Source organism: Winogradskyella sp. ECml5-4, assembly GCF_036903175.1.
Lineage (GTDB): Bacteria > Bacteroidota > Bacteroidia > Flavobacteriales > Flavobacteriaceae > Winogradskyella > Winogradskyella damuponensis.
On record NZ_JAYJLF010000008.1, the window covers coordinates 151,938 to 178,627 of the forward strand.

General features: G+C 31.8%; 23 protein-coding genes. 6 read left to right on the plus strand and 17 right to left on the minus strand.

Translation table 11 applies throughout. The features are described 5' to 3' along the window. Positions 1-2 precede the first annotated feature (2 nt). Complete coding sequence (locus VDP25_RS09570; protein ID WP_334469185.1) at positions 3-2,471, minus strand: zinc-dependent metalloprotease; 2,469 nt, start codon at positions 2,469-2,471, stop codon at positions 3-5. Between the two features lie 136 nt (positions 2,472-2,607). Here VDP25_RS09570 and VDP25_RS09575 point away from each other — a divergent pair, with 136 nt between their 5' ends. Together VDP25_RS09575 and VDP25_RS09580 are read left to right on the plus strand one after the other, a co-directional pair. After that, positions 2,608-2,904, plus strand: coding sequence for a DUF3817 domain-containing protein (locus tag VDP25_RS09575; RefSeq protein ID WP_334469188.1), 297 nt, complete (start codon positions 2,608-2,610; stop codon positions 2,902-2,904). Continuing rightward, a complete protein-coding gene (locus VDP25_RS09580) occupies positions 2,897-4,135 on the plus strand; it encodes a mechanosensitive ion channel family protein (protein WP_334469191.1) in 1,239 nt (412 codons plus the stop codon). Before VDP25_RS09575 ends, VDP25_RS09580 begins: the two co-directional genes overlap by 8 nt. A gap of 8 nt (positions 4,136-4,143) precedes the next feature. On the opposite strand, the gene VDP25_RS09585 is transcribed toward VDP25_RS09580, so the two are convergent. After that, a complete protein-coding gene (locus tag VDP25_RS09585; protein ID WP_215926074.1) occupies positions 4,144-4,527 on the minus strand; it encodes an acyl-CoA thioesterase in 384 nt (127 codons plus the stop codon). Between the two features lie 36 nt (positions 4,528-4,563). Next, the gene (locus VDP25_RS09590; protein ID WP_334469193.1) at positions 4,564-5,457 is read right to left on the minus strand and encodes a DUF72 domain-containing protein; all 894 of its coding nucleotides are present in this window, start codon (positions 5,455-5,457) and stop codon (positions 4,564-4,566) included. A 179-nt stretch (positions 5,458-5,636) separates the two neighbouring features. Here VDP25_RS09590 and VDP25_RS09595 point away from each other — a divergent pair, with 179 nt between their 5' ends. After that, positions 5,637-6,053, plus strand: a complete 417-nt coding sequence (locus tag VDP25_RS09595) for a glyoxalase (RefSeq protein WP_334469195.1) — start codon at positions 5,637-5,639, stop codon at positions 6,051-6,053. A gap of 2 nt (positions 6,054-6,055) precedes the next feature. Here VDP25_RS09595 and VDP25_RS09600 read toward each other — a convergent pair whose 3' ends face one another. From VDP25_RS09600 to VDP25_RS09610, 3 genes are all read right to left on the minus strand, one after another. Beyond that, entirely contained in the window at positions 6,056-6,736 is a 681-nt protein-coding gene (locus tag VDP25_RS09600) for a DUF2461 domain-containing protein (RefSeq protein ID WP_334469197.1), read from the minus strand. 71 nt (positions 6,737-6,807) lie between these two features. Continuing rightward, positions 6,808-6,996 carry a hypothetical protein gene (locus VDP25_RS09605; RefSeq protein ID WP_334469199.1) on the minus strand — a complete coding sequence of 63 codons (189 nt, stop codon included), beginning with the start codon at positions 6,994-6,996 and terminating at the stop codon, positions 6,808-6,810. A gap of 101 nt (positions 6,997-7,097) precedes the next feature. Further along, positions 7,098-8,000, minus strand: coding sequence for a mechanosensitive ion channel family protein (locus tag VDP25_RS09610; RefSeq protein WP_334469202.1), 903 nt, complete (start codon positions 7,998-8,000; stop codon positions 7,098-7,100). 383 nt (positions 8,001-8,383) lie between these two features. Here VDP25_RS09610 and VDP25_RS09615 point away from each other — a divergent pair, with 383 nt between their 5' ends. After that, positions 8,384-8,605: a hypothetical protein gene (locus VDP25_RS09615; protein WP_215925694.1), complete on the plus strand. Its 222-nt coding sequence runs from the start codon at positions 8,384-8,386 to the stop codon at positions 8,603-8,605. A gap of 91 nt (positions 8,606-8,696) precedes the next feature. Here the strand turns inward: VDP25_RS09615 and truA are convergent, their stop codons facing one another. Then, the gene (truA, locus tag VDP25_RS09620) at positions 8,697-9,482 is read right to left on the minus strand and encodes a tRNA pseudouridine(38-40) synthase TruA (RefSeq protein WP_334469207.1); all 786 of its coding nucleotides are present in this window, start codon (positions 9,480-9,482) and stop codon (positions 8,697-8,699) included. A 70-nt stretch (positions 9,483-9,552) separates the two neighbouring features. Here truA and VDP25_RS09625 point away from each other — a divergent pair, with 70 nt between their 5' ends. Further along, positions 9,553-10,350: a LytTR family DNA-binding domain-containing protein gene (locus tag VDP25_RS09625; protein ID WP_334469210.1), complete on the plus strand. Its 798-nt coding sequence runs from the start codon at positions 9,553-9,555 to the stop codon at positions 10,348-10,350. Positions 10,351-10,446: 96 nt separating this feature from the next. Beyond that, entirely contained in the window at positions 10,447-11,394 is a 948-nt protein-coding gene (locus tag VDP25_RS09630; protein ID WP_334469213.1) for a DUF5694 domain-containing protein, read from the plus strand. A 91-nt stretch (positions 11,395-11,485) separates the two neighbouring features. Here the strand turns inward: VDP25_RS09630 and VDP25_RS09635 are convergent, their stop codons facing one another. The 10 genes from VDP25_RS09635 to efp form a co-directional block, all read right to left on the minus strand. After that, positions 11,486-13,159, minus strand: coding sequence for a T9SS type A sorting domain-containing protein (locus tag VDP25_RS09635; RefSeq protein ID WP_334469216.1), 1,674 nt, complete (start codon positions 13,157-13,159; stop codon positions 11,486-11,488). Positions 13,160-13,434: 275 nt separating this feature from the next. After that, on the minus strand, positions 13,435-16,536 hold the full coding sequence (locus VDP25_RS09640; protein ID WP_334469219.1) for a GEVED domain-containing protein: 3,102 nt from the start codon (positions 16,534-16,536) through the stop codon (positions 13,435-13,437). A 197-nt stretch (positions 16,537-16,733) separates the two neighbouring features. Then, positions 16,734-17,549 (minus strand): prohibitin family protein, encoded by an 816-nt coding sequence (locus VDP25_RS09645; RefSeq protein ID WP_334469222.1) that lies wholly within the window; start codon positions 17,547-17,549, stop codon positions 16,734-16,736. Positions 17,550-17,559: 10 nt separating this feature from the next. After that, positions 17,560-19,593 (minus strand): VWA domain-containing protein, encoded by a 2,034-nt coding sequence (locus tag VDP25_RS09650; RefSeq protein WP_334469224.1) that lies wholly within the window; start codon positions 19,591-19,593, stop codon positions 17,560-17,562. A 50-nt stretch (positions 19,594-19,643) separates the two neighbouring features. Then, on the minus strand, positions 19,644-20,390 hold the full coding sequence (gene fabG, locus VDP25_RS09655) for a 3-oxoacyl-[acyl-carrier-protein] reductase (protein WP_215925702.1): 747 nt from the start codon (positions 20,388-20,390) through the stop codon (positions 19,644-19,646). A 230-nt stretch (positions 20,391-20,620) separates the two neighbouring features. Further along, positions 20,621-23,593: a M16 family metallopeptidase gene (locus VDP25_RS09660; protein WP_334469227.1), complete on the minus strand. Its 2,973-nt coding sequence runs from the start codon at positions 23,591-23,593 to the stop codon at positions 20,621-20,623. Positions 23,594-23,695: 102 nt separating this feature from the next. Then, positions 23,696-24,568, minus strand: a complete 873-nt coding sequence (gene sucD / locus VDP25_RS09665) for a succinate--CoA ligase subunit alpha (protein WP_334469229.1) — start codon at positions 24,566-24,568, stop codon at positions 23,696-23,698. Between the two features lie 76 nt (positions 24,569-24,644). Further along, positions 24,645-25,055 (minus strand): nuclear transport factor 2 family protein, encoded by a 411-nt coding sequence (locus tag VDP25_RS09670; RefSeq protein ID WP_334469231.1) that lies wholly within the window; start codon positions 25,053-25,055, stop codon positions 24,645-24,647. After that, positions 25,052-25,990, minus strand: a complete 939-nt coding sequence (locus VDP25_RS09675) for a UDP-3-O-(3-hydroxymyristoyl)glucosamine N-acyltransferase (protein ID WP_215925706.1) — start codon at positions 25,988-25,990, stop codon at positions 25,052-25,054. The genes VDP25_RS09670 and VDP25_RS09675 overlap by 4 nt, the downstream gene beginning before the upstream one ends. 85 nt (positions 25,991-26,075) lie before the next feature. After that, a complete protein-coding gene (gene efp / locus VDP25_RS09680) occupies positions 26,076-26,642 on the minus strand; it encodes an elongation factor P (protein ID WP_215925707.1) in 567 nt (188 codons plus the stop codon). Between the last annotated feature and the right edge of the window lie 48 nt (positions 26,643-26,690).

Here is a 26,690-nt window from a genome sequence, read left to right on the forward strand (position 1 = left end):
GATTATTTTGGGTCTAAAATTAAATTAATTCGTTCGATACCATCTCTATAATGGTATTTGGTTTCTGTGTTTACATTAGTTTTTGAAGCTGAAGTAAGCATACGCTTTACTATATTTAACTCACCTCTAACCAGAGCTCTAACATCAGACTGGTTAACATTGTAATACTGTCTGCTGCGATTTGGATCTAAATCTTTGGTCATTAAATTTGCCATAGCATCTAAATACACACGCTGCAAGTTACGTCTAAAAACTGAAACATTCAATCCTGAATCTACTTCAGACCATATTCCTGAACGTAAATCTCTTAACATTTCTAAAGCCGAATAACTATTAGCATCCATTGCATTATGATCTATTAGCCTTCCTAAACGTTCAAAATGCAATAAATTATTTAAATGTCTAGACTGTAAACTTCTTATGCGATCTGTATAACCAGCATAATTTATATTCTGAAGTATAGATTTATCAATTAGCCATGTTGGAGTTTCAAATGCGTTTTTATGCAACCATTGTATTGCCGACTTTTGATATGTTTTAGATACAGGATTATAAACCATGCCTCCTTGTGACGGATTTTTAGTTTCTTCTACTACTCCACCAACATGTGTAACCACATGACCAATATATCGACTCCATACGCTAAGCATTTCACCATAAAGCTCTTCTAAATCTTCATAATTATCTGTTTGATCACTTGTCCAACTTGGTAAATTTTTAGCGACTATCTTTAAATTTTTAAGTCCATATGTACTCGCCTTAATACTATTGTTTCCTATATCTTCCGTTTGTGCTGTAGGATCATAACTACCGCGACCTCCAAATTTGTAAATAGGATTACCTGCCTTTTCCATCACCCAACCATTTAATATGGCTTTTTCATCGTCTGCAGATTTTGCTCCGTCAATATATCTATACCCATAATTAATTGCGTATTCATCGTAAGGCCCTAACTGTCTTATAAATCTTATATTTTCGTCTCCAGGTTGCGCTATATAATTATATCGAGCATAATCCATAATGGTTGCTGCAATACCATATTTTTGCGTAAACGCACCATCTCTATAACTTTCTACATCATAAGCGTAACTTGCACTCATATTATGTGGTAAACCCAAAGTATGACCAACCTCATGAGCAATAACCATTTTCATCATTTCACCAATTTCTTCATCTGGAGTATTTAAGGTTCTTGCTAACGGATTTGCTGCACCAGTTTCTAATAAGTAACGATTACGGTACGAACGTAAATGGTTATGATACCAAATAATATCACTTTCAATAATCTCACCACTTCTTGGATCTGAGACGCTTGGTCCTGTGGCATTTCTTGTGGTACTCGCTACATATCTTACTACAGAATATCTAATATCTTCAGGACTAAAATCCGGATCTTCTTCTTTAGTTGGTGGATCTTTTGCAATAATTGCATTTTTAAACCCAGCAGCTTCAAAAGCTTTTTGCCAAAGCTCTATACCTTCTTTCATATACGACCTAAACTTCATTGGAGTTGCTGGGTCTAAATAATAAACAATAGGTTTTACAGGTTCAACTAACTCTCCTCTATTATAAGCTTCAATATCTTTTGGGATTAATTTCCAACGTCTTAAATAAGTTTTTCTATCCGATTTTAATTCTTCGCTACTGTAGTCGTATTTACTTAAAGTAAACCAACCTACACGATCATCATAAAGTCGTGGTTGCATTGGCGTTTCTGGCAAAAGAATCATAGATTGATTCATTTGTATACTAATGGTTTCATCTCCTGTATTTACTGGAGGGTTTGAAGCGTTATAGGTAAAATCTTGTATAACTTCTATATTTTCCGGGAAGCTCTTAACCGAATTGATAAAGCTTCTTGATTTATCTAAATTCTTAACCTTGTAAGTCGATCTTAATCTTGACGATAATCCACTAATGGCTTTCACATCTGATCCATAAAAGCTGGTTACATCTATAACTACAGCAGAAGAATCTTTAGAAAACGCAGCAATGTCAAAAGCATATAAGGTGGGCTCGTAATTATTAGACTTTACAGATACGTTAATAGGTAAACTATCTGCAGCAACAGCGCTAGATGATTTTTCTTTAATGAGAATTTTATCTTTAAAACGCTCCCAATTAATCATACGTGTATTGGTTTTTGTACCAGCATTTACATAACCACCACCTAAGTTTGAAGGTAATTTAGAAAAACGACTTACCAACAACATATCTGTATTTAAATATGCCATTGGGATTTCAAAATAGTACTTCTCTCCCACTAAATGCACATCAAATAGCCCTTCATCTGAAATGGCTTCTTTTGTAATGACTTTATCGTAATCTTTTATTTTTTCATTGCTTTTTTTAGATGGTTGTGTTTTTACCTGTGCTGTGTTGTTTTTTGTTTTTTTCTTGCTTGCCGTTTGCGCTGTTGCACAAGACAATAAGATGAATGAACAGAGTGTTAGTGTTAAAGTTTTTCTCATGAATTAAAATGCTAATAGATTAAAGATATTGCTAAATATAAATAATAGAATTTTAGTTTTATCAAATTTCTTAAAAGCTGTTAAAATCTTCTCTTATTACTTAATTCTAAAGTATTTTTGCACAAAATTTAATATCATGCTAAAATTATTGCCTGTTTTTAGAATTGTGGCTTTACTAGAAGGTGTTTCCTATATCTTATTATTGTTTATTGCTACTCCAATAAAGTATTTATATGAAGACCCACAATATGTGAAATTATTAGGAATGCCACACGGTATTTTATTTATGGCTTATGTTGTAATAGCCGTTTTAATTAGCTCAGACATGAAATGGCCAACAAGAACATTTTGGATTGTTTTATTGGCTTCTATTATTCCTTTTGGAACTTTTTATATTGAAAAAAAATACTTAAACAAGTCTAAACGTGCTTAATATTAAACACATCTTATACGATATTTTAATAGAAAATGGCTTATCTGAAGATACAGCAAAGTATCTTAATATGCTTGGACTTCTCCTGGCACTTTTAATTTTAGCCTTTATTGTTGATTATATTACCAAACGTCTACTTTGGAGGTTCTCGGCAAGTGTAGCTAAACGTACCAAAACAGATTTTGACAATATACTAATCACTAACAAATTACCAAGAAATATAGCGCATGTAATTCCGTTGTTAATCTTAATTGAATTTGTACCTCAGGTATTTTCAGATTTTGAAACTGCCAATATTATTATCGAAAAAACCTTGGTGATTATTACCATTGTACTCACCCTTCAAATTATAAGAAGTTTTTTAAGTTCTATTAAAGATTACCTTAAAACATTACCTAATTACAAAGACAAGCCTATTGATAGTTATGTACAAGTCTTTATGATTTTTGCTTGGCTTCTTGGCTTATTTTCAATTTTAGCCATTATAACAGGTGTCTCTTTTATAAAATTTGCGACGACATTAGGTGCTGCTTCTGCTGTTATAATCTTAATTTTTAAAGATACCATTTTAGGTTTTGTAGCCAGCATCCAAGTCTCTATAAACGATATGGTAAGGATTGGAGATTGGATTACCTTTGAGAAATATGGTGCTGATGGTGATGTTATTGAAATTAATTTAGCCACTGTAAAAGTTCAAAACTGGGATAAAACAATAACAACAATTCCTACTTATGCCTTAATTTCAGATTCGTTTAAGAACTGGAGAGGTATGATGGATTCTGGCGGACGACGAATTAAACGCTCTGTGATTATAAAGACCTCTACCATTAACTTTTTATCTGCTGAAGACATTGAACGTTTTAGCAAGATTCAATTGGTTTCAGAGTATTTAAAAACACGCTCTACCGAAATAAATACTTATAATGCACAACACAATATAGATAAGTCTGTTTTAATTAACGGACGAAACCTAACCAACTTTGGTGTGTTTAGAAAATACCTTCAAACGTATATTGAAAACCATTCTGCCATAAATAAAGATATGACATTAATGGTGCGTCAACTAGAGCCCACTTCACAAGGAATTCCGTTGGAAATCTATGCCTTTAGCAGTGATCAACGATGGAAAAATTATGAGTATATATTAGGTGATATCTTTGACCATGTCCTCGCATCTGTAAAATATTTTGATTTAGAAATTTACGAGCTGTCCTTAGGTAACAAAAATTAAGAACAGATTTATAATCTATCTTTAACATACTCCACTTGTGTTTTACCGTGTGGTGCAGGTTTTCCGTCGGCTCCCAAATTAACCATAACAATGTTATCTACGGTTAGTATGGTTTCTCTGGTCATTTTATTTCTGGCTTCGCATTTTAATGTTAGCGATGTTTTACCAAATTTTAGTACCTCAATTCCTAGTTCTACAATATCTCCTTGTACCGCAGAACTCATAAAGTTGATTTCAGATATAAATTTGGTAACAATTTTTGAATTTTCGAACTGAATGATGGTATAAAGCGCAGCTTCTTCATCTATCCATGCTAAAAGTTGTCCTCCAAATAAAGAACCATTAGGATTTAAATCTTCGGGTTTTACCCATTTTCTTGTATGAAATCTCATATTTTTATTGTTGTTATTAGCCATCTTAATATGTTTTTATAAAAGTTTTTGTTGTCTATCTGAATCGTCGTTTGGGATTTTTAAATGAGTCCCCAATTCGGCATTTAATTGTTTTATCAAATAAGCAGAAAGTAATGGTGATTCTTTTTCGATATTTTGATGTACAAAAAAGTCTATTTCTTCAATACCATTAGCTTTCCATAGTTTTAAGCGTTCTACCCAATCATCTAACCTTGCGTAATCACTTTGATGATTAGCGCCAACATAACGTACAAAAGCTCTAGAGTTTGTTAAACGCATATGCATAATATCGCGTCTGCCAGCACTATCTACTATAATATTTGAAATATTATTTGCTTCTAAAAGTTGATATAAATCTTCGGCTACGGCTTTGTCGTTATACCAATTGGTATGTCTAAACTCCATAGCTAATGGAATTTCTTTTGGCCAACTCTCTGCAAAATTTACAACACGATTAAAGTCTTTTGGTGCAAAATTGTTATGCATTTGAAGAAACACACAACCCAACTTTTCTTTTAAATTTACGGCACTGTAGAGGTAATTGTCTACAATAGGCGTAATAGTGTCACTCAACCGTTTCCAATGGCTAATTTCTTGGTTTAGCTTTGGAAAGAACTTAAAATTATCAGGAGTCTTATCGTACCATTTTGCAAATTGCTCTGGAGGAAATATTCTATAAAATGTAGCGTTGAGTTCAATAGAATTAAACTGACGCGAGTAATATTCTAATTCGTCTTTAGTACCTCTAGGATAAAATCCTTTTAGATCTGCTTTATTCCATTTTGCACAACCAACAAAGACATTACACCTTTCTGAAGGTTTGTTCTGCAACACTTTTAAAGTATCTGGATGATCTGCTGGTAAAGTAAAATCTATATCGCTTGGATTATCGACACTTCCGAATTTCATGAATTTGCGTTTATTCAAAGATAAGTGTAATCACTTTATTTGAAAATAGAAAAGCATTAGAATATTGAATACAATAATCACCATTGTTAATAACCACGTTAACAAGATAATTGCACTTCAATTAAACGAGGTAAGTTATTGAGTAAATTTAATTCCGAATTCACCTTAATAACCTCATTATGACTTCTAGAACCGAAGATTTATTAGCTATTCGTCCAAATATTTCATCTGCAAAAATCTATGATACAATAGGTTCTGAAGAGTTATTTCAAAATAAAACGATACGACCAATTGTAAAACTTCAACACGATTTACTCATCGTCGTTTTTAAAAATTACATTACGAAACATAAAAACGTGTTTTATGAACTTTCTTTAGAAAAGCAATTGGCCTATATAGATAATACGATTCATAAAGACACAAAATTCAGAAATGCTGTAAAAGGCATGCTTATTGGTCAGTTTACGGTTGAAGAGTACGCTTTATATATTCAGAATTCATCTTCTTTAAACAAACGTATGATGACTATTGTTAAGGAACGACTAATTGATAGTATTCAAGTATTTACTAAAACTGATGTTTTACAAGCCGTTTAAATTTACAACAACGATTCGCCGTTTAAGTTTGTTGTAAGGACATCGCTCATATAGTCAAAATAAGGTCTAATTTTTTTAAAGGCATCATCAACATCATTTAGGAAACCCTCTGCTAGAACGTCTTTATCTGTATATTTTTTAGTGAATATAAATTGTTTTTTTCTTATTAAATCTATAGCTGCGTGTTCTTTATCAAAACCTTTAGGTGCTGTTTTTAGTTCATCACCAACAAAGTTTCCCCAAGTAGCCTTGAATGTTTTGTCATTAAGAATCGTTCTGATTTCGCTATCATCCATTTCAAATTCTTTTCTAATACGTAATAGATCTTCTTTGTTTGGGTCCCAAAAACCTGTAGCAATAAATGATTCGTTATTAGGCTGAATATGCAAATAGTAACCACCTCTTAATTCTGGCTTTTTTCTGGCAAATGAACCTCCAAAGTGGGTTTTATAGGGCAATTTATTTTTAGAAAATCGCACATCTCTATAAATTCTGAATATCTTGATTTTTTCAATCTGATCATGTGCACTCATTAACTCACCCAAATGATTATAAGCTATTTTCATTTTAGCTTCAATCGCTTTAAATTCTGGTTTATGTGTATTAAACCAATCTCTATCGTTGTTTTTTTCTAACTTTTTAAAGAACGTAAAGACGTCTTTAGGTACAGGATAACTCTTCATATTATTTTTTTGTATAAAAATAAAAAAAGCCATCTCAATTGATGGCTTTGTTTATATAAATATCAGAAATATTACTTGTTGTCGTCTACTACATCTTCAACTTCATCCGAAACATCATCTGCAGCATCTTCAATAGCATCTCCTGTGTCATCTACTGCTTCTTCAATTTTATCTCCTGTAGATTTTTGTTCTCTACAGCTGGTTGTGATTATACTTAAACTAAATAAGGCTATAAATAAAAAACTTAATTTCTTCATCATTTTTGGTTTTTAGTGATTAATATATATAGCAAATATCGTTATCCTTATGCCATTCCTTTTGCTCTTATCCTATCAGTTTTAACTCAATTGAATGTTTAGTACTAGTTCTTAGCAAAAGTCTCTTTGATATCAGATGTATTAACATCTAATTTACTATCAAATTGTAAGGTTCTAATTGGGAATGGAATGTTAATACCTTCTTTGTCATAGGCTTTTTTAATCTCAATAATAGCCTTAGTTTTAGCTCTTAATTTTTCGAGCATATTTTCTGCATCTATCCAAAATCGGCATAAATAATTTATAGAACTATCACCAAATTCTGTATAATAAAACTCTACATTTTCGGCAGTTTCTACTTGGTCAAACGTATTAGCAATAACTTCTTTGGTAAGTTGCTCTACCTTCTCCAAGTCAGACTCATAACCTACTCCACATTCTATAAACACTCTCATTTTTGTTGTTAAAGAATAGTTTTTTAAAGGATTATCTAAGATTGTTTTATTAGGAATAATAACAATATTATTATCTGCCTCCTTAAGTGTAAAATCTTTAAGATTAATATCCATTACTTCACCTGAGTATCCTGTGGTTTCAACCCAATGTCCTATTTGTATTTTCTTTCTAAAGGATAATATAAGTCCTGCAAAGGTATTAGCCAATGTACCTTGTAGTGCCAAACCAATAGCCAAACCAACAACACCTGCACCTGCAAGTAAGGAGGTTAAGGCTTTGCCTAAATTTAAAACACCTAGTGCCATAAATAACCCTAAAGCCACAACAATAACAGCACTTACTCTTGAAATGGCTCCTTTAATAGACTCCTGCTCTACACGTTTATCAATAAGTCTAATGACTAATCTGCTGACATATTTAGCCGTAAAATATGCTGCAACCATAACCAAAATAGCCAAAATTAAATTAGGAATACTTTCTATAATAGCATTAAACCAACCTATTAATTTATCTACAAGGTTGCTTAGTGCTGTATTAAATTGCTCTTTCATGTTGAATATATTTGTATTGTTATTTGAAATAAATTTTGAGTATTTAAGTTTTAAATTCGAACTTTTCACTCTTAGAATTCAAATATCGTAATGATTAATGATTGTCTTTAGCTCTTATACTATAGGTTTTAACCTTATTCAAATTGTGAGTCTATTTTTTTGCTTTAACACAACCTACCCACTGATATCCAAGCTGTTTTATAAATAGCTTGAATTATTGAGCCTTAAAATATTGCTATACTTATTTAGTAAAGTACTGATTGTTAAACAGATTTTAACAACGTGGATAACTACATTAATAAATGTTATAAAATAAACTTGTGAGTTATCATATTTTTCCCTATCATGCACTAATTTATAAACAGATATTATATTTATTATTTATGGGTAGACCAGCAACAAGACCAACAGCACTTAAAGACGGTTTTTATATTGAAATTAGAAACAAAGGCTCAAGATCAGGTGTAAAATTATACAGTGGTACTAAATTACAGATGCATCGCGCTATTAAAATGTATGAGCGCTCTAAAGAAGTGATCATTTTAGGCGAATCTGTAAACGGAAAATTTTTAGATAAAGAGCCAAAACATCATGTGGCTGATTAATTCTTGAATTCATTTTTTTCTTATTGAAAAGAGAATGATCATAACAAATCCAAAAGAAGGCATTAAATAAAAAATTTAATGCCTTCTTTTTTTATTCAAAATCTACAGAATGTAATATTAACCCTGAAGCTGGCGCAATATAATCCATAACTTCAGTGCTTTCGTGTTTTAAAGTGTTTTCTATATACTCAAGTGTTACTTCTCCTCTACCCAATTTTATTAAACATCCAAACATTAGTCGGATTTGGTTTCTCATAAACCCTTTTCCAACCACTTTAAAAACATACGATTTTTCTGGAAAAAAATTAGCCGTGTAAATATCATTATTGACTATTTCTGAGGATTCAATGGTTCTAATATACTCACCTTTATCTGTAGCACGATAACAGTAGGTTTTAAAATTGTGAGTACCTTCAAATAATTTGGCACCTTGTTTCATAAGATCAACATCAAGAGGCTCTAGAATTGTAGTGAGAATTGGTGCGCAAAATGGATGATTTTTTTGACCTTCAGAAAACACATAATGGTACTCTTTTAACTTAGAATCTTGAATAATATTAAACGTTTTATCGACTTCCTCTATGGATAAAGCACGTATATCTTGAGGTAAATTATGATTAAATAAACCTAAGAACTCCTCAAAATCTTGAATAGGTTCGTTGTAAATAAATAATTCTAAAGCTGCTTCGTTGGCCGAGACCATAGCGTCAGTTCTGCCGGCACCTAAAGTCTTAAATCGTATGTCTTGAAGAATATACTTTAATGTACGATCTATCATTAAATGAACCGTTTTTACATCAGGTTGCTTTTGCCAACCATGAAAACGATAGCCTAAATATTGTATTTTAATAAGATAATAGTAGCGCTTGTCAAACATAATCACAAGAACGTAATTTTATTGACGATTCCAAAAGCAATGCTTACTTTTATAGTTCAAAACTTGAAATTTGAAAAGACTTTACCCCTTTGATCCGTTAATAAAACATCATATTATAATTAGTTTGCTACTGGCACTTTGGGTCTTTATATTTTTGTACTTCACAGAACCTTTAGATGTTAGCGAATTACCAAACAATGAGAAACTAATTTATTTACCTGGTTATGGTTTAGTTACTGGCTTTTGCTATTTGTTGTTCTTACCTTTTCAGAGCTATTTATATCGTAAGTTTCAAAATCAATGGAACATTTTTAGCGAACTAACATTTATTATTACCTTTTCCATAGTTAGCATTGCTATTGCGCGATGCTATTATTTATTCATCGTGGTAGCCAATGAGCCTAATCCTAACACCTTAGGTTATATGCTTGCAACTATATTTCTTCCTGCAATTGCTACCATATTGCCTATTATATTAATTGGCCGTTTTGGATTTGGAAAATATTATGAAAAACAATTAGAAGATCAAAAAATTGAAATTAAAGGCGAAGGTAATTATGAAGGGTTACGCTTACAGCTAAATGAAGTCATTAGCATTCAATCTTCAGATAATTACATCGAAGTTTTTTATCTATCGGGACATGACTTGAAGAAAACATTAATTAGAAATAAACTTTCAGTTATTGCAGATGAATTTCCAGAATTGCGTCGTGCACACCGTTCATATCTTATTAATCCGTTTCATTTCCAACAATGGAAAACAGAAAACGGTAAGCTTTATGTAATACTAAATCACCATATAGAAGTCCCTATTTCTAAAACCTATCAAAAAGATATAAAAGCGACCATTAATTCTACCACAAACTAAGGTCATTTCACCCCAAACACCTATTATTATTGAGTTTTGAGCCATTTCATAATTAAGTTTGCTCTAAGAAAGTTTAACACCAAAAACACATTAATTATGAAAACGCTAATCACTTTTATTATCGCATTATGTATTTCAACACTAAATGTAAATGCACAAGATTCACAAAAAGAAATTTTAATTGTAGGCACAATGCATACTGTTCCAAATATTGTAAAGCGCAGTTACAAACCAATGCTAAGACGTGCCAAAAAATATAACCCTACTGCAATTTATGTCGAAAGCCCAAGCGGAAATGACACCTTAAGTTGGGAATATTTAAAAGATGGCTGGTCTAAAAACTATAAAGCTTTTTATTATTTATCTGATTCTATTCAAAAGGTATTTACACCAAATCTTAAAACGTATAATTCTATTCTAGAAAAATCTTTTTCAGATATGACAACTGAAGACTTAGATTTTATGATTACTACGTTTGCCTATAATAGAGATAATGCTAATCATGAATTTTATACTTATATAAAGAAATATGGTGTTGAAGGCTCAAAAAAACCAACACAACATGAAGATGGCGACCTTACTTTTAAACTCGCATTACATCAAAATATAAAATTATTGACGTCTATGGACGACCAACGAACCAATGAAGAATATCATGAGGCTTGGACTAAATGTGGTAAAGAAGGACAATCTAACGGTAATAATGCCATTAACAACAAAATGAATAAAAAGGCATACAATTCGGCTATAATTCCTGCTATTTTTAGAGGATTAGGAAAACACACTAATAGAAGAAAATCATTAGAACAATTACATAAATCTAGTTCATTTACCTATGTCGCTGTAAAAACAGAAGGTTGTACAGAAGGTGAACGTTATTGGAATGAGCGTAATATGAGAATGGCAAAAAACATAGGAGAACAAGTTATGGCTTCAGATTCAGAACGTAATATTGTTATTGTGGGAGCTTCTCATGTTATTGGTTTAGAAAAAGAACTACAGACTAATTATCCTGATTTAAAAATTGTGCTTGCTGGTGAATAAACTTTCTTAACAATTACCGCAAAAACAGAACAGCCATAATTTTACAATTATGGCTGTTTCTTATAAAACATTGTTTTACAACATACAATTGTTATCTAATTATTAGTTTTTCAATACGTCTTTCGTTTGTTTTACTATCTAATTCCATTATATAAATACCAGCACTTATATGACTAACATCTATAGTTTGTTTAGCACTATTGGCATTTAATGTATTAGTTAAAACTACACGACCATTAACATCATACAATCTAGCTTTAGTTTCACTCAATAATTGTCCGCTAATGTTAATTGTTTTATCATGAGACCAAATATTAACCGTTGTAAAGTTTGACTTATCAACACTTAGTGCATCTCCACTAAATCTAAGATAAAAACGACCTGTACCTGTTAAATTATCATTAGCAGTAAACACATAATCGTTGGTGTTTAATAAAGTAAACGAATTATTAGAAGTATCCTCTAAATATATGATGATATCTTCTGGCATATCAGTTTCAGTAATACTAAGTGTTACTTCTTGTCCTTGACTGGCATTAACACCTAATGGTATTACAACATCATACATTGCAATTGGATTAAATGTTTGAACAGCAAGTGGAGTACCTGAATTATCTTCAACCAAATGAGAATAAATAGAAAATGCAGGAGGATTTTCACTGAATAAAGCAGAATCATAACCAGGATCAAAACCCTGTGTTGCATTACTATTAAAATAAAAATCTGTACTAAAGTTAGACTCGCTAGACGAAGATTTTAATTGTATATGTCCATGGTGTGGAGATGACGATGACCGTCCTAAAATAAAATCATCAGAAGATCCTTCACAACGCATTGTGGTTGTAAAATCAACAAGTCCGCCACCCGATTTTGCTTTCACAAAAAAGGCTTGACCTGGAGCAATTAATTCATTTATTACTGGCGAATCAATACTTGCCTGGTTCCAAACTGTCCATCCATCAGATGCATCTCCATCATAACCGTATATGGCTTGATAGGTACCTGTATTAAATTGAGATTTATTTAATATAAAGAACGTTTCAAAATCGATATATGAAGGATAAGGGTTTCCTATTAAATTCCATGCAAAACCTGCTGATGCATCTGAAATTGAAATATCTAAAACATCATCAGTTCTAGGAATACCAGTAAAAGTTAATGTGCCTCCATCTGTTGTTGCAGCTCTATAACCTTTTCCCGCTTCAAGAAGGGTTGATGCATTTGAAAGTATGCCATAATTCTGATAAGCTCCAGCTGCTGTATTATATGGAGCAAACGCTCTTGTAAAACCACTATAACCTAAGTTTAAGTTTTCTGCTGCAAATTCAGGAAAGAGCTGACCAGAGATTGGTGGCGAAATTAAATCATTGATTCCTAGTTGCTCTGTATGTTTATGGTAAGATATTACCCCAACAATAGTACCATCTGAAATTAAACTCGAATATTGCTGAGAAGTAGATTCTAAATTTAATACATCAGTCGTTAGTGTAATACCTGAAGCCACATATAATGCTGCACCAGGATCTACAGTTAAAATACTACATAGCGTATTTATTGTAATATTAGCAATACCCGACTTAATAATAATATTATCAAGTGACGTGGCTATACCCAAGGGATTACTTGGCAACCATCCATTATCATAAGTAAAGGTAATAGAGGCATTTTCGCTTTCTACAGAATTTTGATCTTGTCCTTGTGCTTTTGACAAATTAAAAATGCACAACAGAAATAATAAAGTTAAAGTAGGTGTAAAGTTTTTCATAAATTTGGGGTTATGATATAGTTAATAGTTTCAGTACCACAAACTTATAAAAACGTTGAAATAAATCGTCAAAACACATATTTAATCGATTAAAAAAAATATATAATCGTTTAAACTACTTTTTATCCGACAAAAATAATAATTTTAACGATTAAGTGCTTTTTTGTTTTTTATTTAAAGTTGAACCTCTATTTCACTCAATAAAACACCTTAAATTAAGAATAAAAAAAAGCCCTAATCATAGATTAAGACTGTTTTTATTTTCAATTAAGTTTTTAATTAATAATTATTTTTTTTGTTTTCACTTTAATAGCATCAAAAACCTTAACAATATAAATCCCTGATGACAAAGTAGACACATCAATATAATTTGATGCATTTGTAGTTTCTAAATTAGTATACAAAACTAATCGACCTTGTAAATCGTAAATTTTAGCTTCTGTCTTAGTACCTAATGAACCACTAATGACTATTTCTTTTGGTTTTGAAGTCGCATAAATATGTAAATGATTAAATTCATTCGTTTTTGTACTTAATACAGCAGACGAATATCTTAAATAAAAACGACCTGTTCCATTTAATTCTGATGGCGAATTAAACGTATAAGCATTATCATTTAATAAGGTTAAACTGTTTTCAAAACTATCTTCTAAATAAATATTAACACCAACAGGTAATGCCGAAATATTGTCAATAGAAATAGTCAAGTCTTCATTAGCATTAGCCTTTATACCAAGAGGGATAATAATATCATTAAAATCATTATAAGGTAAAGACTGTATTGTCATATTTACACCAGTATTATCTTCTACTAAATTTGAAAATATTGAAAAATCTACACTACCTGCATTATAAGAACCTGCATCATAACCAACATCTAAGCCTCTAGTGGTACCTTCAATAAAGTAAATTTGTGTTGATGCTTTTTTAGACGTGCTAGTTAAATTTAATTGAGAGGAAACAACATTTGCTGAAGGGTTTCTGCCTACAATAAAATCATCAGAACTACCTGTACGACGCATTGCTTTGGTAAAATCAACCATACCGCCTCCTGATTTAGATTTAACAAAAAACGCTTGTCCTGGCGCAATTAACTCGGTAACAGTTCCATCTGCTATAGTTGCTAAATTCCAAACGGTCCAACCATTAGATACATCTCCATCGTAACCATAAATGGCTTGAAACGCACTATTGGGATCAAACTCACTTGCATTAGTCGTAAAAAAGGTTTCAAAATCAATATACGAAGGATAAGGATTTCCAATTAAGTTCCACGCATAACCTGCGGCTGCATCAGAAATAGGTACATCAAGTACGTCATCTGTTCTAGCAATACCTGTAAAAGTTAAATTGCTTCCATCTGTTGTTGCTGCTCTGTAACCTGTTCCTGCATCAATTGTAGTTAATGCATTTGCAGCTACATCATAATTTTGATAAGCTCCAACCGATGTATTATAAGGTGCAAAAGCTCTTATTGTAATAGCAGCTGCTGCCAAGTTTGTATTTAAAGCAGCAAAAGCAGGAAATAATTGTCCTGAAATTGGTGCAGAAATTAAATCGTTTGTTCCTATTTGCGATGTATACTTATGATAATTTACAACACCCGTAATTGTGCCATCAGATATTAAACTTGAAAAAAGTTGTGATGTCGAGTTTAAATCTACCGTGGTTACCGTAAGCGTAACACCTGAATCTATAGTTAAAGCCGCACCAGGATTTACAGTTAATGTATTGCAATTAGTATCAGCTGAGATATTAGCAGTACCAGACTCAATTATAATGGTATCACTAGAATTAGATACACCTATAGGATCACTAGGCAACCAACCATTATCATAAGTATAGGTAACAGGACCTCCTGGTTTTATATAAATGGTGTAATCTTCATATTGACCATAAACTAAAGAAGGAGGACATGCCGAACTTAATACCGGGAACCCATATCTGTCATCCAGTTCTGTGATTAAACGTACTCTTACGTATTCTCCATAAGGAATCACTGTTGGATAGGTTAAAGCAACAGAAACTGAACCATAATCTTCTATATCTTGTGAAAGATGTTGTTGCTCTGCTTCATCATCAAAGTCTCCATCATCATTCCAATCTATCCATATACCAAGCTGATGAAAATTAATCCAAAGATCAACATTAATAGTATTAGAAATAGCTGTGTCAATTTCAAAATAATTATTACAATTGGCAGCATTATTAATATTACCACCATCTTCGCCTGTTGTGCTAGAACTAAATGTTAAACCATTTAACTCAACATTTACGATACCTGCAGAATTGGTTAAATTTGTTGCTGTATTTATTGCACATACCGAACTTGGAGATGCATAACTTAAATTTGGTGACTCTGAAGCTTTAGAATTAGCAATCGATGTACCTTCCATAGCAGCTCTTACTCTTGTTTTTTGATCATTAGTAAGTCTATCTGCACAATAATAATAACTCATTATATTATTTATGGTATTATTATCTACCCAGGGCGCAAGCGTACAACTATTTATAGCAGGACATGTACTTGTCTCTCTTTTGTGAGGTACTGTATCTGCACAACCATCACTATCTGTACCAACAACATTGTCTCCAGGACATGTTCCTCCTCCGTCATCACCTTGAAACGTATGAAATAAGTGAAAATAATGACCTGCTTCATGTACTACTGTTCCGTTGTCTCTAGCAGAATGTAATGGCCAAGACGGATTAGCATTAGTAGGGTCATAACCAAAAACAGAGTACATCATTACAGAACCTTCATACGCACTTCCATAATAAAAATTTGCATAGCCTTGATAACCAAAACCACCATTATTACCGTCTATTTCTGTGACAATCCAAATATTAAAATAGTCTGTTTCTGGCCAACGGCTTAAATCTTTTAAGACTCCTTCATCTGCTCCTGCGCCTTCAAAAGAAACACCATCTGATAAATAGCCTGGCACACCAGAAGCATCTATTCTATTTATACCCGTTGTAGCATTGCAACTAGGGTCACTTTGTGCTAATGCAAATTCTATTTCAAAATCTATGGGACTAGTTGGAATTTGACCTCTATAATAATCATTTAGATTATCAATACTACTTTGTATTTGAGCATCAGAAATATTAGTACCGGATCCAACAGCTTCCCCCAAATGTAAAACATGTACAACCACAGGAATTGTTATTACAGAACCAGCTGTACTTCTTGAGTAAAAGTCAGGACTCTGAATGGCGCTTTTTATTTTTTCTTCAGCGCGTCTTTCTAACTCAACAAAATTTGAATTTTGACGCTGTTGCTGTCTTATAACATCAAAAGCACATTGTTGTTCTTGAGCTTTAGATATAAAAGAAAAAAATAGTAATACAATTAGTAGGTTTATCGGTTTCATAAGATTTGGGATTCATTAAACATGTACAAAATACATTTTTTATATATAAAAAATACAAAATCCTCAACTTAATCGTTAAAAACATACATTTAACCTAATATATTATTGCCATTAGTTATCATTTTTTATTTATAAAAAAAAAGAAAACCCTAATGATATCTCAAAAGGGTTTTAAATATGAATAGGGTAATTTTGTTTTACTGATTACCTAATATAATTGGCATTCCACTATCACCAGATCCTATAACAATAACTTTACTATTTGGTGATTCAGATAATTTTACTGTTGCTTCAATTCCTTTGTCTTGTAAGATTTTATCCGTTAAAGATGCGCTTAGAATTCGGTTAGCATCTGCTTTACCTTGTGCTTCAATAATTACTTTTTCAGCTTCTTTTTGTGCCGTTACCAATCTAAATTCATATTCTAAAGATTCTTGCTCTTGTTTTAATTTTCTTTCAATAGCTTCCTTAATTGTTGGTGGTAAAGTAACGTCTCTAATTAAGATATCATTCAGTTGAATAAATTGTGGCTCTACGATTTTTTTAGTCTCTTCATAAATTTCTTCTTGAATTGCATCTCTTTTACTAGAATACAACTGCTCAGGAGTATATCTTCCTACGACACTTCTAGCTGCACTTCTAATAGCAGGTTGTAAAACACGACTCAAGTAACTTTCACCCTTTTGGTTGTGTAATCGTCCTAAATTTTTAATATCTGGTTGGTATAACACAGAAGCATCCAGTTTAATATCTAATCCATTTGAAGATAAAACAGACATCTTTTCAGGTACTTCTTGCTGACGTGTTTCATAATCAATTACACGATTCCATGGTGCTATTATATGAAAACCAGGACCCAATGGATCTTTATCAGGATCTACACCTCCATTAAGCGTTTCATATAATATACCTGCATGACCAGAATCTAAGGTTACAGCAGATTTAGCTAAAACTATAATTAAAAGTATCACTCCTATTAAAATTGGCAATCCTATTTTTGGTAATTTTTCCATTATTATTTATTTAAATTAATCCGTTATATTTTCTAATAAACCACTCAATAAAAAGGCTTAAAGCTATTAAACCGAGTAGATATTTCCAATCAATCAAAGATACGATATTTTTAGTGCTTTTCTGAATGGTTTTATAACGATTGTCACTAAGTATATTGGTTGTTAATAGCTCTAATTGAGATGTAAAATACGCTTCACCATTACTATTATTTGCCAAGGCATTTAACTTAATAACATCTGCATTTAAAAACTGCTGTTCTACATTGTATTCTAAAATTTGAAAACTTCCAGATGCAGCAACAGATTCTAAATTATGTTTAACCGTAAAATCATACAAACCAGCATCAATACCACTTAAATCTACGCTATAATTTCCATTATTTAATAACAGCGGAACTTCTTTAACGCTTTCAGTATCCTTGTTTTTTAACACAACACTTAATGATGCCGAATTATCAAACTCAAAATTCTTATTAAAATACTGTGCAGAAATAATTACATCATCATTACCATTATAAAACGATTTATAATCGATATTAATTCTTTTTCGTTTCTTGTTTGAGCTTAAATACTGAACGAGTTTATTTATAAACTCATCAAATGCATTAAAACCATTGGTGTTTAGAAATGATTGAGCTCTCCATCTCCAAATATCTTCTCCATTTAAAATGGCGTGTTTAGTAGCATCTGCTTCAAAAGTGGCTAATAATATATCTTCCGTGGTGATACCATTGACGGTTTTATATAATAAAGTTTCATGCGGAACTGAAATTTGAAGTGCACCAAACTCTGATTTTAAAGGAGGAAAACTATTGAAGTCTAAATTTTCAACAATAAAAGTGCCATAATTTCTATTTAAACTTGGCTGGTAGTTCTCTGTTTGATTGGTAATTTTTTGTTTAAAATAATCTTGACTTTCATTTAAGATATTCCAATTGGTTGTAGCCCCAGAAATAATGAACGTATTGACTTTTTGTTCCTTAATTTCTTTTAAGACTACATTAAAGCTATTATCTGGCTGATATAATATTGCTAATTGAAAGTCATTAATTTTATTTAAATATGCTTTGGGTTTTATAAGCGTAATACTTCGCTGTTCATTACTTTCAATCGCTTTTTTTAAAGCTCCTAAATCTGGATGCAACCGATTGTAAACTACTGCAATATTTGTTTTTTGATCAATAACTTCTACACCAAAATTTTTAAAATTATTTACGGTATTTTTTTCACTGTCTAAAGCAACTAATTCTACTCTACATGTTTTAACACCTACACTATTTGCTAACAATGCAGTAGAGATAATTTCAGACTGTTTTGAAGCGTTAAACTGCAGTGTTTTTCTAAAGACAACAGTATTTCCCGACCAAATCTTAAGCTCAGTATTGATAGATGCGTTACCACTATAATTAGCAATAATTTCTACAGGAAACTTATTTTTTAAATACACATAACGGTTAACATTGAGTTGTTTAATGCTTAAGTCTGAATGAATAGTAGAATCTCCAAGGATAATAGGATAAATGGGTTGCTTAACTCCTTTTGCTATATAACTATAATCTGAACCATAGGTTTGATTCCCATCGCTTAATACTATAATTGGAGCCGTTTGATTGGCATAAACTTCTCCAAACTGCTTTAGAGCCATTGCTAAGTTTGATTGACGCTCCTTAAAATTTAAACTATCTAAGGTTGAAACAGATTTACCAAAGCTATAAGACTGAACATTAAAACGTTTATTTAATTCTGAATCCCCTTTTAGAGCAGCAACCACTTCCCTAGCCTTTTCATCTTGTTTTAAATATGAGACAGATTCCGAATTATCAACAGCTATGACTAAAGTTGGTTTTTCGTCGAAATAGGTAAAGGATTCAAACTTAGGATTAATAAGCAATAACAAAATGCCAAAGATTGAAATGCTCCTAAGTGTTATAAGTATATATTTTAGATTAGACTTTAATTTCGATTTATACAAATACTGAAACAGCGCTAATAAAAGCGCTGTAATTGCAGCAATTGTTATGTATATAATTGTTAGTTTATTCATTAAAATCTCGAGAAATATCATAAGATTCCTACTTTCGCAGGAATGACAGTTTAAGTTAACATACCACCATCTACATTAAGCGTCTGTCCTGTAACATAAGCACTTAAATCACTTGCTAAAAACACACATGCATTAGCAATATCTTCTGGTGTACCGCCTCTTTTCAAAGGAATGGCACTTCTCCAACCTTTTACAGTTTCTTCGTCTAGTTTTGCTGTCATTTCAGTTTCAATAAAACCTGGTGCAATGACATTGCTTCTAATATTACGCGATCCTAATTCTAATGCTACAGATTTAGAAAAGCCTATGATTCCTGCTTTAGATGCTGCGTAGTTAGTTTGTCCGGCATTACCTTTTACACCAACTACAGAACTCATATTAATAATTGAACCTTTTCGTTGTTTTAACATGGTGCGCTGTACGGCTTTAGTCATGTTAAAAACTGATTTTAAGTTCACTTCTATTACTTTATCAAAATCTTCTTCGCCCATTCGCATTAAAAGATTATCTTTTGTGATACCTGCATTGTTTACTAGGATATCAATAGAACCAAATTCGGCTAAAACATCTTCGGCTAGTTTTTGAGATTCATCAAAATTAGCGGCATTACTTTGGTAGCCTTTGGCTTTTATGCCCTTAGAGTTTAATTCTTTTTCTAGCGCATTTGCCGCTTCAACTGAAGAACTATATGTAAATGCAACATTTGCTCCATGATCTGCAAAAACTTCTGCAATTCCTTTTCCAATACCTCTACTTGCTCCTGTGATTATGGCTGTTTTTCCTTCTAAAAGTTTCATAATTTAATATGTTTGGTTAGTTATTTCTAAGTTAGTCTTTTAAACGTCTTTTTCTAAATAATGTACTCAATACTATTTTCAACTTAATAAAAGTTAAAAAAATCATTAGAACTAACGTTTATAAGAGTATTTAAACAGTTTCAAATATACCAATTACTAACTGTACGAAATAAAAAAAACCTCATATTTTAACATAAATATGAGGTTTAATTTTAATGCTAAAGATATTGTTATTGCTTTAGTGCTTCAGGTTGATTGTAATTGAAAAGATAATCGATATCTAATTCTTTTATTGTTCCTAATTTACTTAAGGCATCAAAATCCATATCCTTTTTATTTCCAATAACCATGACATTATACTCTTCTCCTTTAATGTTATCGTTAAAGAATGTTTTAAGATCTTCCATGGTCATGTTTTTAATCGTGTTATAAATTTCTTCACGATTATCATTATCTATTCCGCGTTTTTTCAAGCCTTCATAGGTCCAGAAAATATTAGATTTAGTGATACGCTGTGAGGCAATTTTCTTTAAAGTTGCTTCTTTAGCTTGGTTAAATTGATCTTCTGCTTCTGGCATATTAGTCATTAATTCCATCATAGCACCAACGGCTTGCTCCAATTTATTGGCTTGTGTACCAACGTAAGCCATTGTATAATTTGGTTTTCCTACTTCTGCAGCATTGTTATAGCTTGAAAAAGCAGAATAAGCTAAAGACTTAGATTCTCTAATTTCTTGAAATACAATTGATGATAAGCCGCTACCAAAATAAGTATTAAACAATTGTGAAGCTGCCATTTTCTCTGGGCTGAACTCCTCTCCTTTGGCTACCAATAAAATTTCACTTTGTACCATATCATAATCTACAAAGTAAACATTACCTCCTGTTTCTAAATTGGTATATTCTACTTTTTCAGGATAATCTAATAACGTTTCAGGAATTTTATGATGTGTATTTAAAGCTACTTTTGCTTCATCTACTGCATTTCCATAATAAAAAATACGTTGATTATAAGCACGCATTTCTTTTATCTTGTTTACTAACTCTGTTGGGCTCATTGCTTTTAATTCTGCTTGAGAGTATATATTTCTTAATCTAGAGTTTTCTCCATATTGTCCGTAACTCATTAACCCATTCCAGAAAATGTTTCCTTTTTCTGTTTTGCCATCTTCTCTATTTTTTAAAATACTTTCAACATATTTATTGTAGGTTTCTTGGTTTGGTTCTGCATTATTCCATAAGTGCTCTAAAAGTTCTAAACCTGCATCTAGGTTTTCTTTAAGTCCAGAAATACCAACATAAGTTTTATCACTAGAAGAAAATACATTGTAGCTAATTCCAATTTTATAAAACTCTTGTTTTAATTGTTCTGGTGTGTATTTGTCAGTACCTAAATAATCTAAATAACCAGCAGCAAGAGAAACCATTCTATCATTATCTTGCCCCATATCAAAAATAATATTTAGATTAAAAATATCATTATTAGGGTTTTCGATATAAGACATTTTAAGTCCATTGTCTGTTTTAGTTTCTTTAATAGCCGTTTTGTAATCTACAAATTGAGGCTTCAAATCTGGAGATTCTATCTCGTTTAATGCTTTTAAAAACTCAGATTCTTTACCTCTATTTAATTCAATTGGAGTAATTCCTGGATTTTCAACTTTTACAATAGAAGTATCTTCTCCTTTTTGCTTATGCACTTCTACATAATTGTTACCATAAAATGAATTAGCAAAATCAACAACATCTTGCTTTGTTATTTTTTTCATTTCATCTAACATTTTAAGACGATTACTCCATTCTTGTTCACCAATAAAAGCATCTAAATAAGCATATGCTGTTGCAGATCCGTTTTCGTATTGACGAATTTGAGATAGACGCATATCATTAATCACAGCATCTAATAACCAATCTTCAAATTCTCCTTTTTTGATTTTCTCTATTTGTGACAATAATAAATCTCTTACTTCGTCTAAAGTTTGATCAGCTTTTGGTGACCCATAAAGCATATGGAAACCGTAATCATTATCAAAATTTGTAAATGACGATGCATTCTGTACCATTTGTTTTTGGTTAAGGTTTAAATCTATTAAACCTGCTTGAGAATTAGATAGCATATAATCTACTAAACTTAATATAACTTCTTGGTCAGATCCTTTTCCTTTTGATCTAAAAGCAACGTATATAGATTCTGATGTTGGACCTAATACTACTTTTTTAACAGGAGCTGTAATTGGCTCTAATTCTGGAAACGTAGGATGTGTTACTTCTTTTTTCTCATAACTTCCAAAAGCATCATTTACCTTTTTTATAGTGGTATCGAAATCTAAATCACCAACCATGATTACAGCCATATTGTTTGGCACATAATACTTGTTGAAATAAGCATTAATCGCTTCCATTGATGGATTTTTTAAATGCTCTGATATACCTATTGTAGATTGTGTTCCGTAAGGATGTGTTGGGAATAAACCTTCTAGTGTTGCAAAGTATTGCTTACGACCGTCACTGTCTTGTCCTCTATTAAATTCTTCATAAACAGCTTCTAATTCTGTATGAAATAAACGTAATACTAATTTGCTAAAACGCTCACTTTCTACTTTAAGCCATTTATCAACTTCGTTAGATGGTATTTTGTTAACATAAACCGTTTGCTCATTAGAGGTAAAAGCATTTGTACCTTCAGCTCCTAATGAATTTACCATTTTGTCATACTCATTAGCAATAGATAATTTTGAAGCTTCTAAAGAAATTTCATCTATCTTTTTATAAATTTCTTTTTTCTTTTCAGGATCTTGTTCTTTTTTATGCTCCTCATATAAATCAGAAATCTGTTTAATTAATTTAGATTCTTCTTCATAATTAGTTGTACCAATTTTATCAGTACCTTTAAAAACCATGTGTTCTAAATAGTGTGCTAACCCTGTATTATCGGCTGGGTCATAAGTAGAACCAGCTCTAACAGCAATAAGAGTTTGAATTTTTGGTTCTTCTTCATTTTTACCCAAATACACTTTAAGACCATTATCTAAAGTATAAAGTCGTAAACCTGTTGGGTCATTTGCAACAGTTTCATAATTAAAACCATTAGCGTCTTGATTAGTTTCTATGGCATAAGCCATTTTTTTGTCATTGTTTTCGGTCTTACAGCCAAAAACGACTGCAATCATGGAAAGCAGCATTAGTGTTTTAGTGATTTTCATTTTTTGATTTTAGTTGATTAATTGAATAAAAAAAATCCATTAGCTAAATGTATAGCCAATGGATTAATAACGTTATGTATTTAAATATATTTTAACAGAAGTTTAGCCTAAAACTTCAGCAACTTTCTTTCCTATTTCAGCAGGAGAATCTACAACGTGAATTCCACAAGCTCTCATAATTTTCTTTTTGGCTTGTGCAGTATCATCGCTTCCACCTACAATAGCACCAGCATGTCCCATTGTACGACCAGCAGGAGCAGTTTCACCAGCAATAAAACCAACAACAGGTTTCTTACTTCCACTTGCTTTGTACCACTCTGCTGCATCTGCTTCTAATTGACCTCCAATTTCGCCAATCATAACAACAGCTTCTGTTTCTGGGTCGTTAATTAAAAGCTCTACAGCTTCTTTAGTCGTTGTTCCAATAATTGGATCACCACCAATACCAATAGCTGTTGTAATACCTAAACCTTGTTTCACAACTTGATCAGCCGCTTCATAAGTTAATGTTCCAGATTTAGAAACGATACCTACTTTACCTGATTTGAATACAAAACCTGGCATAATTCCAACTTTAGCTTCACCTGGAGTAATAACACCTGGACAGTTAGGACCAACTAAACGACAGTCTTTATTTTTGATATAATTTGAAGCTTTAATCATATCTGCAACAGGAATACCTTCTGTAATTGTAATAATTACTTTGATACCTGCATCAGCAGCTTCCATAATTGCATCAGCAGCAAAAGCAGGTGGTACAAAAATAATGGTTGTATCTGCACCTACTTTTTCAACAGCTTCAGAAACTGTATTAAAAACAGGCTTATCTAAATGTGTTTGACCACCTTTACCAGGCGTTACTCCGCCTACAACATTTGTACCATATTCAATCATTTGCTCAGCGTGAAAAGTACCTTCACTACCTGTAAAACCTTGAACTATAATATTGGAATTTTTATTAACTAAAACGCTCATTTGATATTGTTGATTTTAAGTTTTATAATTTTGTTGTACAAAAATAAGAGATTTAATACGCAAAAGCGAGCTCTTTTTATATTTTTCTTTCAGCATAAGAATTCATGCATTCTAAATCCGTTTCATTTGCTTGCTGACTTATCTCATAACCACGATAGAGTTTGTTATCCTTAACTTCCCAAATGGTTGAATAGTGTGCTAATGGTTGTTCAAAATTTGGATCCTCTATTGTATTTGCAAAGAGAGTATGCCTTGACGTTACCAATGCATCTGCCTCTATTAAATGTGTAAATTCAAAACGAATATTATGATATGATTTTCTTGTGTTCTCAAAAAAATCTTCAATGTCATTGTAATTTAACAATCTAAATCCATGACTACTATTCCAATGCATTTTACAGTCTTTATGAAAAAACCTAGGTACGATTGTAGCGTCATTAGCTAAATCGGACTCATAAAATGCTTTAACAAGCTCTTTTGCTGTCATTGTAAGTTTTTTAATTTTTGAAGAATCTCAGGAATTTTTTTTATGTAAGCCATTTCCTTAAATTGATATCTAGCTTCTTGTGCTGGCGAACCAAAATAGGTTTTGCCTTCGGCTGTAGAATGTCCCAATCCAGATTGAGCATACAAAACCGTACCTTTTGCAATAGTAATACCACTTTTTACACCTACTTGTCCCCAAATGGTAACATTATCTTCAATAACAACACAACCTGCAATTCCTGTTTGCGATGCAATTAAACATTTCTTTCCAATTAAGGTATCATGACCAACTTGAATTTGATTATCTAATTTTGATCCCTCACCAATAGTGGTATCGCCTGTAACTCCTCTATCAATAGTACAAAGCGCTCCAATATCTACATGGTCTTTAATAATAACACGACCACCAGATTTTAGCTGGTCATAGCCTTCTGGTCTGTTTTTATAATAAAATGCACTTGCGCCTAAAACCGTACCTGAATGAATTGTGACATGATCGCCAATGATAGCGTCATCGTAAATACTAACATTGGCATGAATAATACAGTTTTTACCAATTTTTACATTATTTCCTATAAAACAATTAGGTTGTATTATAGTACCTTCACCTATTATGGCGTCATCTGCAATAGCACTATTTGAGGCTTTAAAAGGTTTAAAATGCTCTGTGATTTTATTAAAATCTCTAAAAGGATCATCTGAGATAAGAAGTGCTTTTCCTTCAGGACAGTCTACATCTTTATTAATTAAGACTATTGTAGCTGCAGATTGTAGCGCTTTATCATAATATTTAGGATGATCTACAAAAACAATATCACCTGGTTCAACCACATGAATTTCATTAATACCTAAAATTTCAAAATCTTCTGCACCTTTGAAATTGCAATCAATTAGTGTAGCGATTTGTTTTAAGGTGTGAGGTTTTGGGAATTTCATTTATCAGTATTCAGATTAGAAGTCTACAGTTTACAGACCTCAGTAAGCGCTGCTAACTGTGGACTGAAGACGGCCTACTTATTTGTTATTCTTTAATACGTTCTTTGTAAGTTCCTTTATCTGTTTCAACTTTAATTTTATCTCCTTCGTTGATAAATAATGGAACATTAACTTCTGCACCAGACTCCACCGTTGCTGGTTTAGTTGCATTAGTTGCAGTGTTTCCTTTTACACCAGGCTCAGTAGCTGTAACTTCTAATATTACAGAAGCTGGTAAATCTACTGAAAGCGGCATGTTATCTTCCGTATTAATTTGAATAGTTACAATTTCTCCTTCTTTCATTAAATCGGGTCTATCTAATGCAGACTCTAATAATCTAATTTGTGTGTAATCCGATTCATTCATAAAATGATAGAATTCGCCATCATTGTATAAATATTGAAATTTATGTGTTTCAACACGTACATCTTCAATTTTATGACCAGCAGAAAATGTGTTATCTAGAACTTTACCTGTAGTAACACTTTTCATTTTAGTTCTTACAAAAGCAGGACCTTTTCCTGGTTTTACATGAAGAAATTCAACAATTTTATAAATATCATTATTATATCTTATACATAATCCGTTTCTAATATCTGAAGTACTTGCCATTATTTTATTGTTAGTCGTTAATTTATAGTCTTAATTGTTTTTAGACAT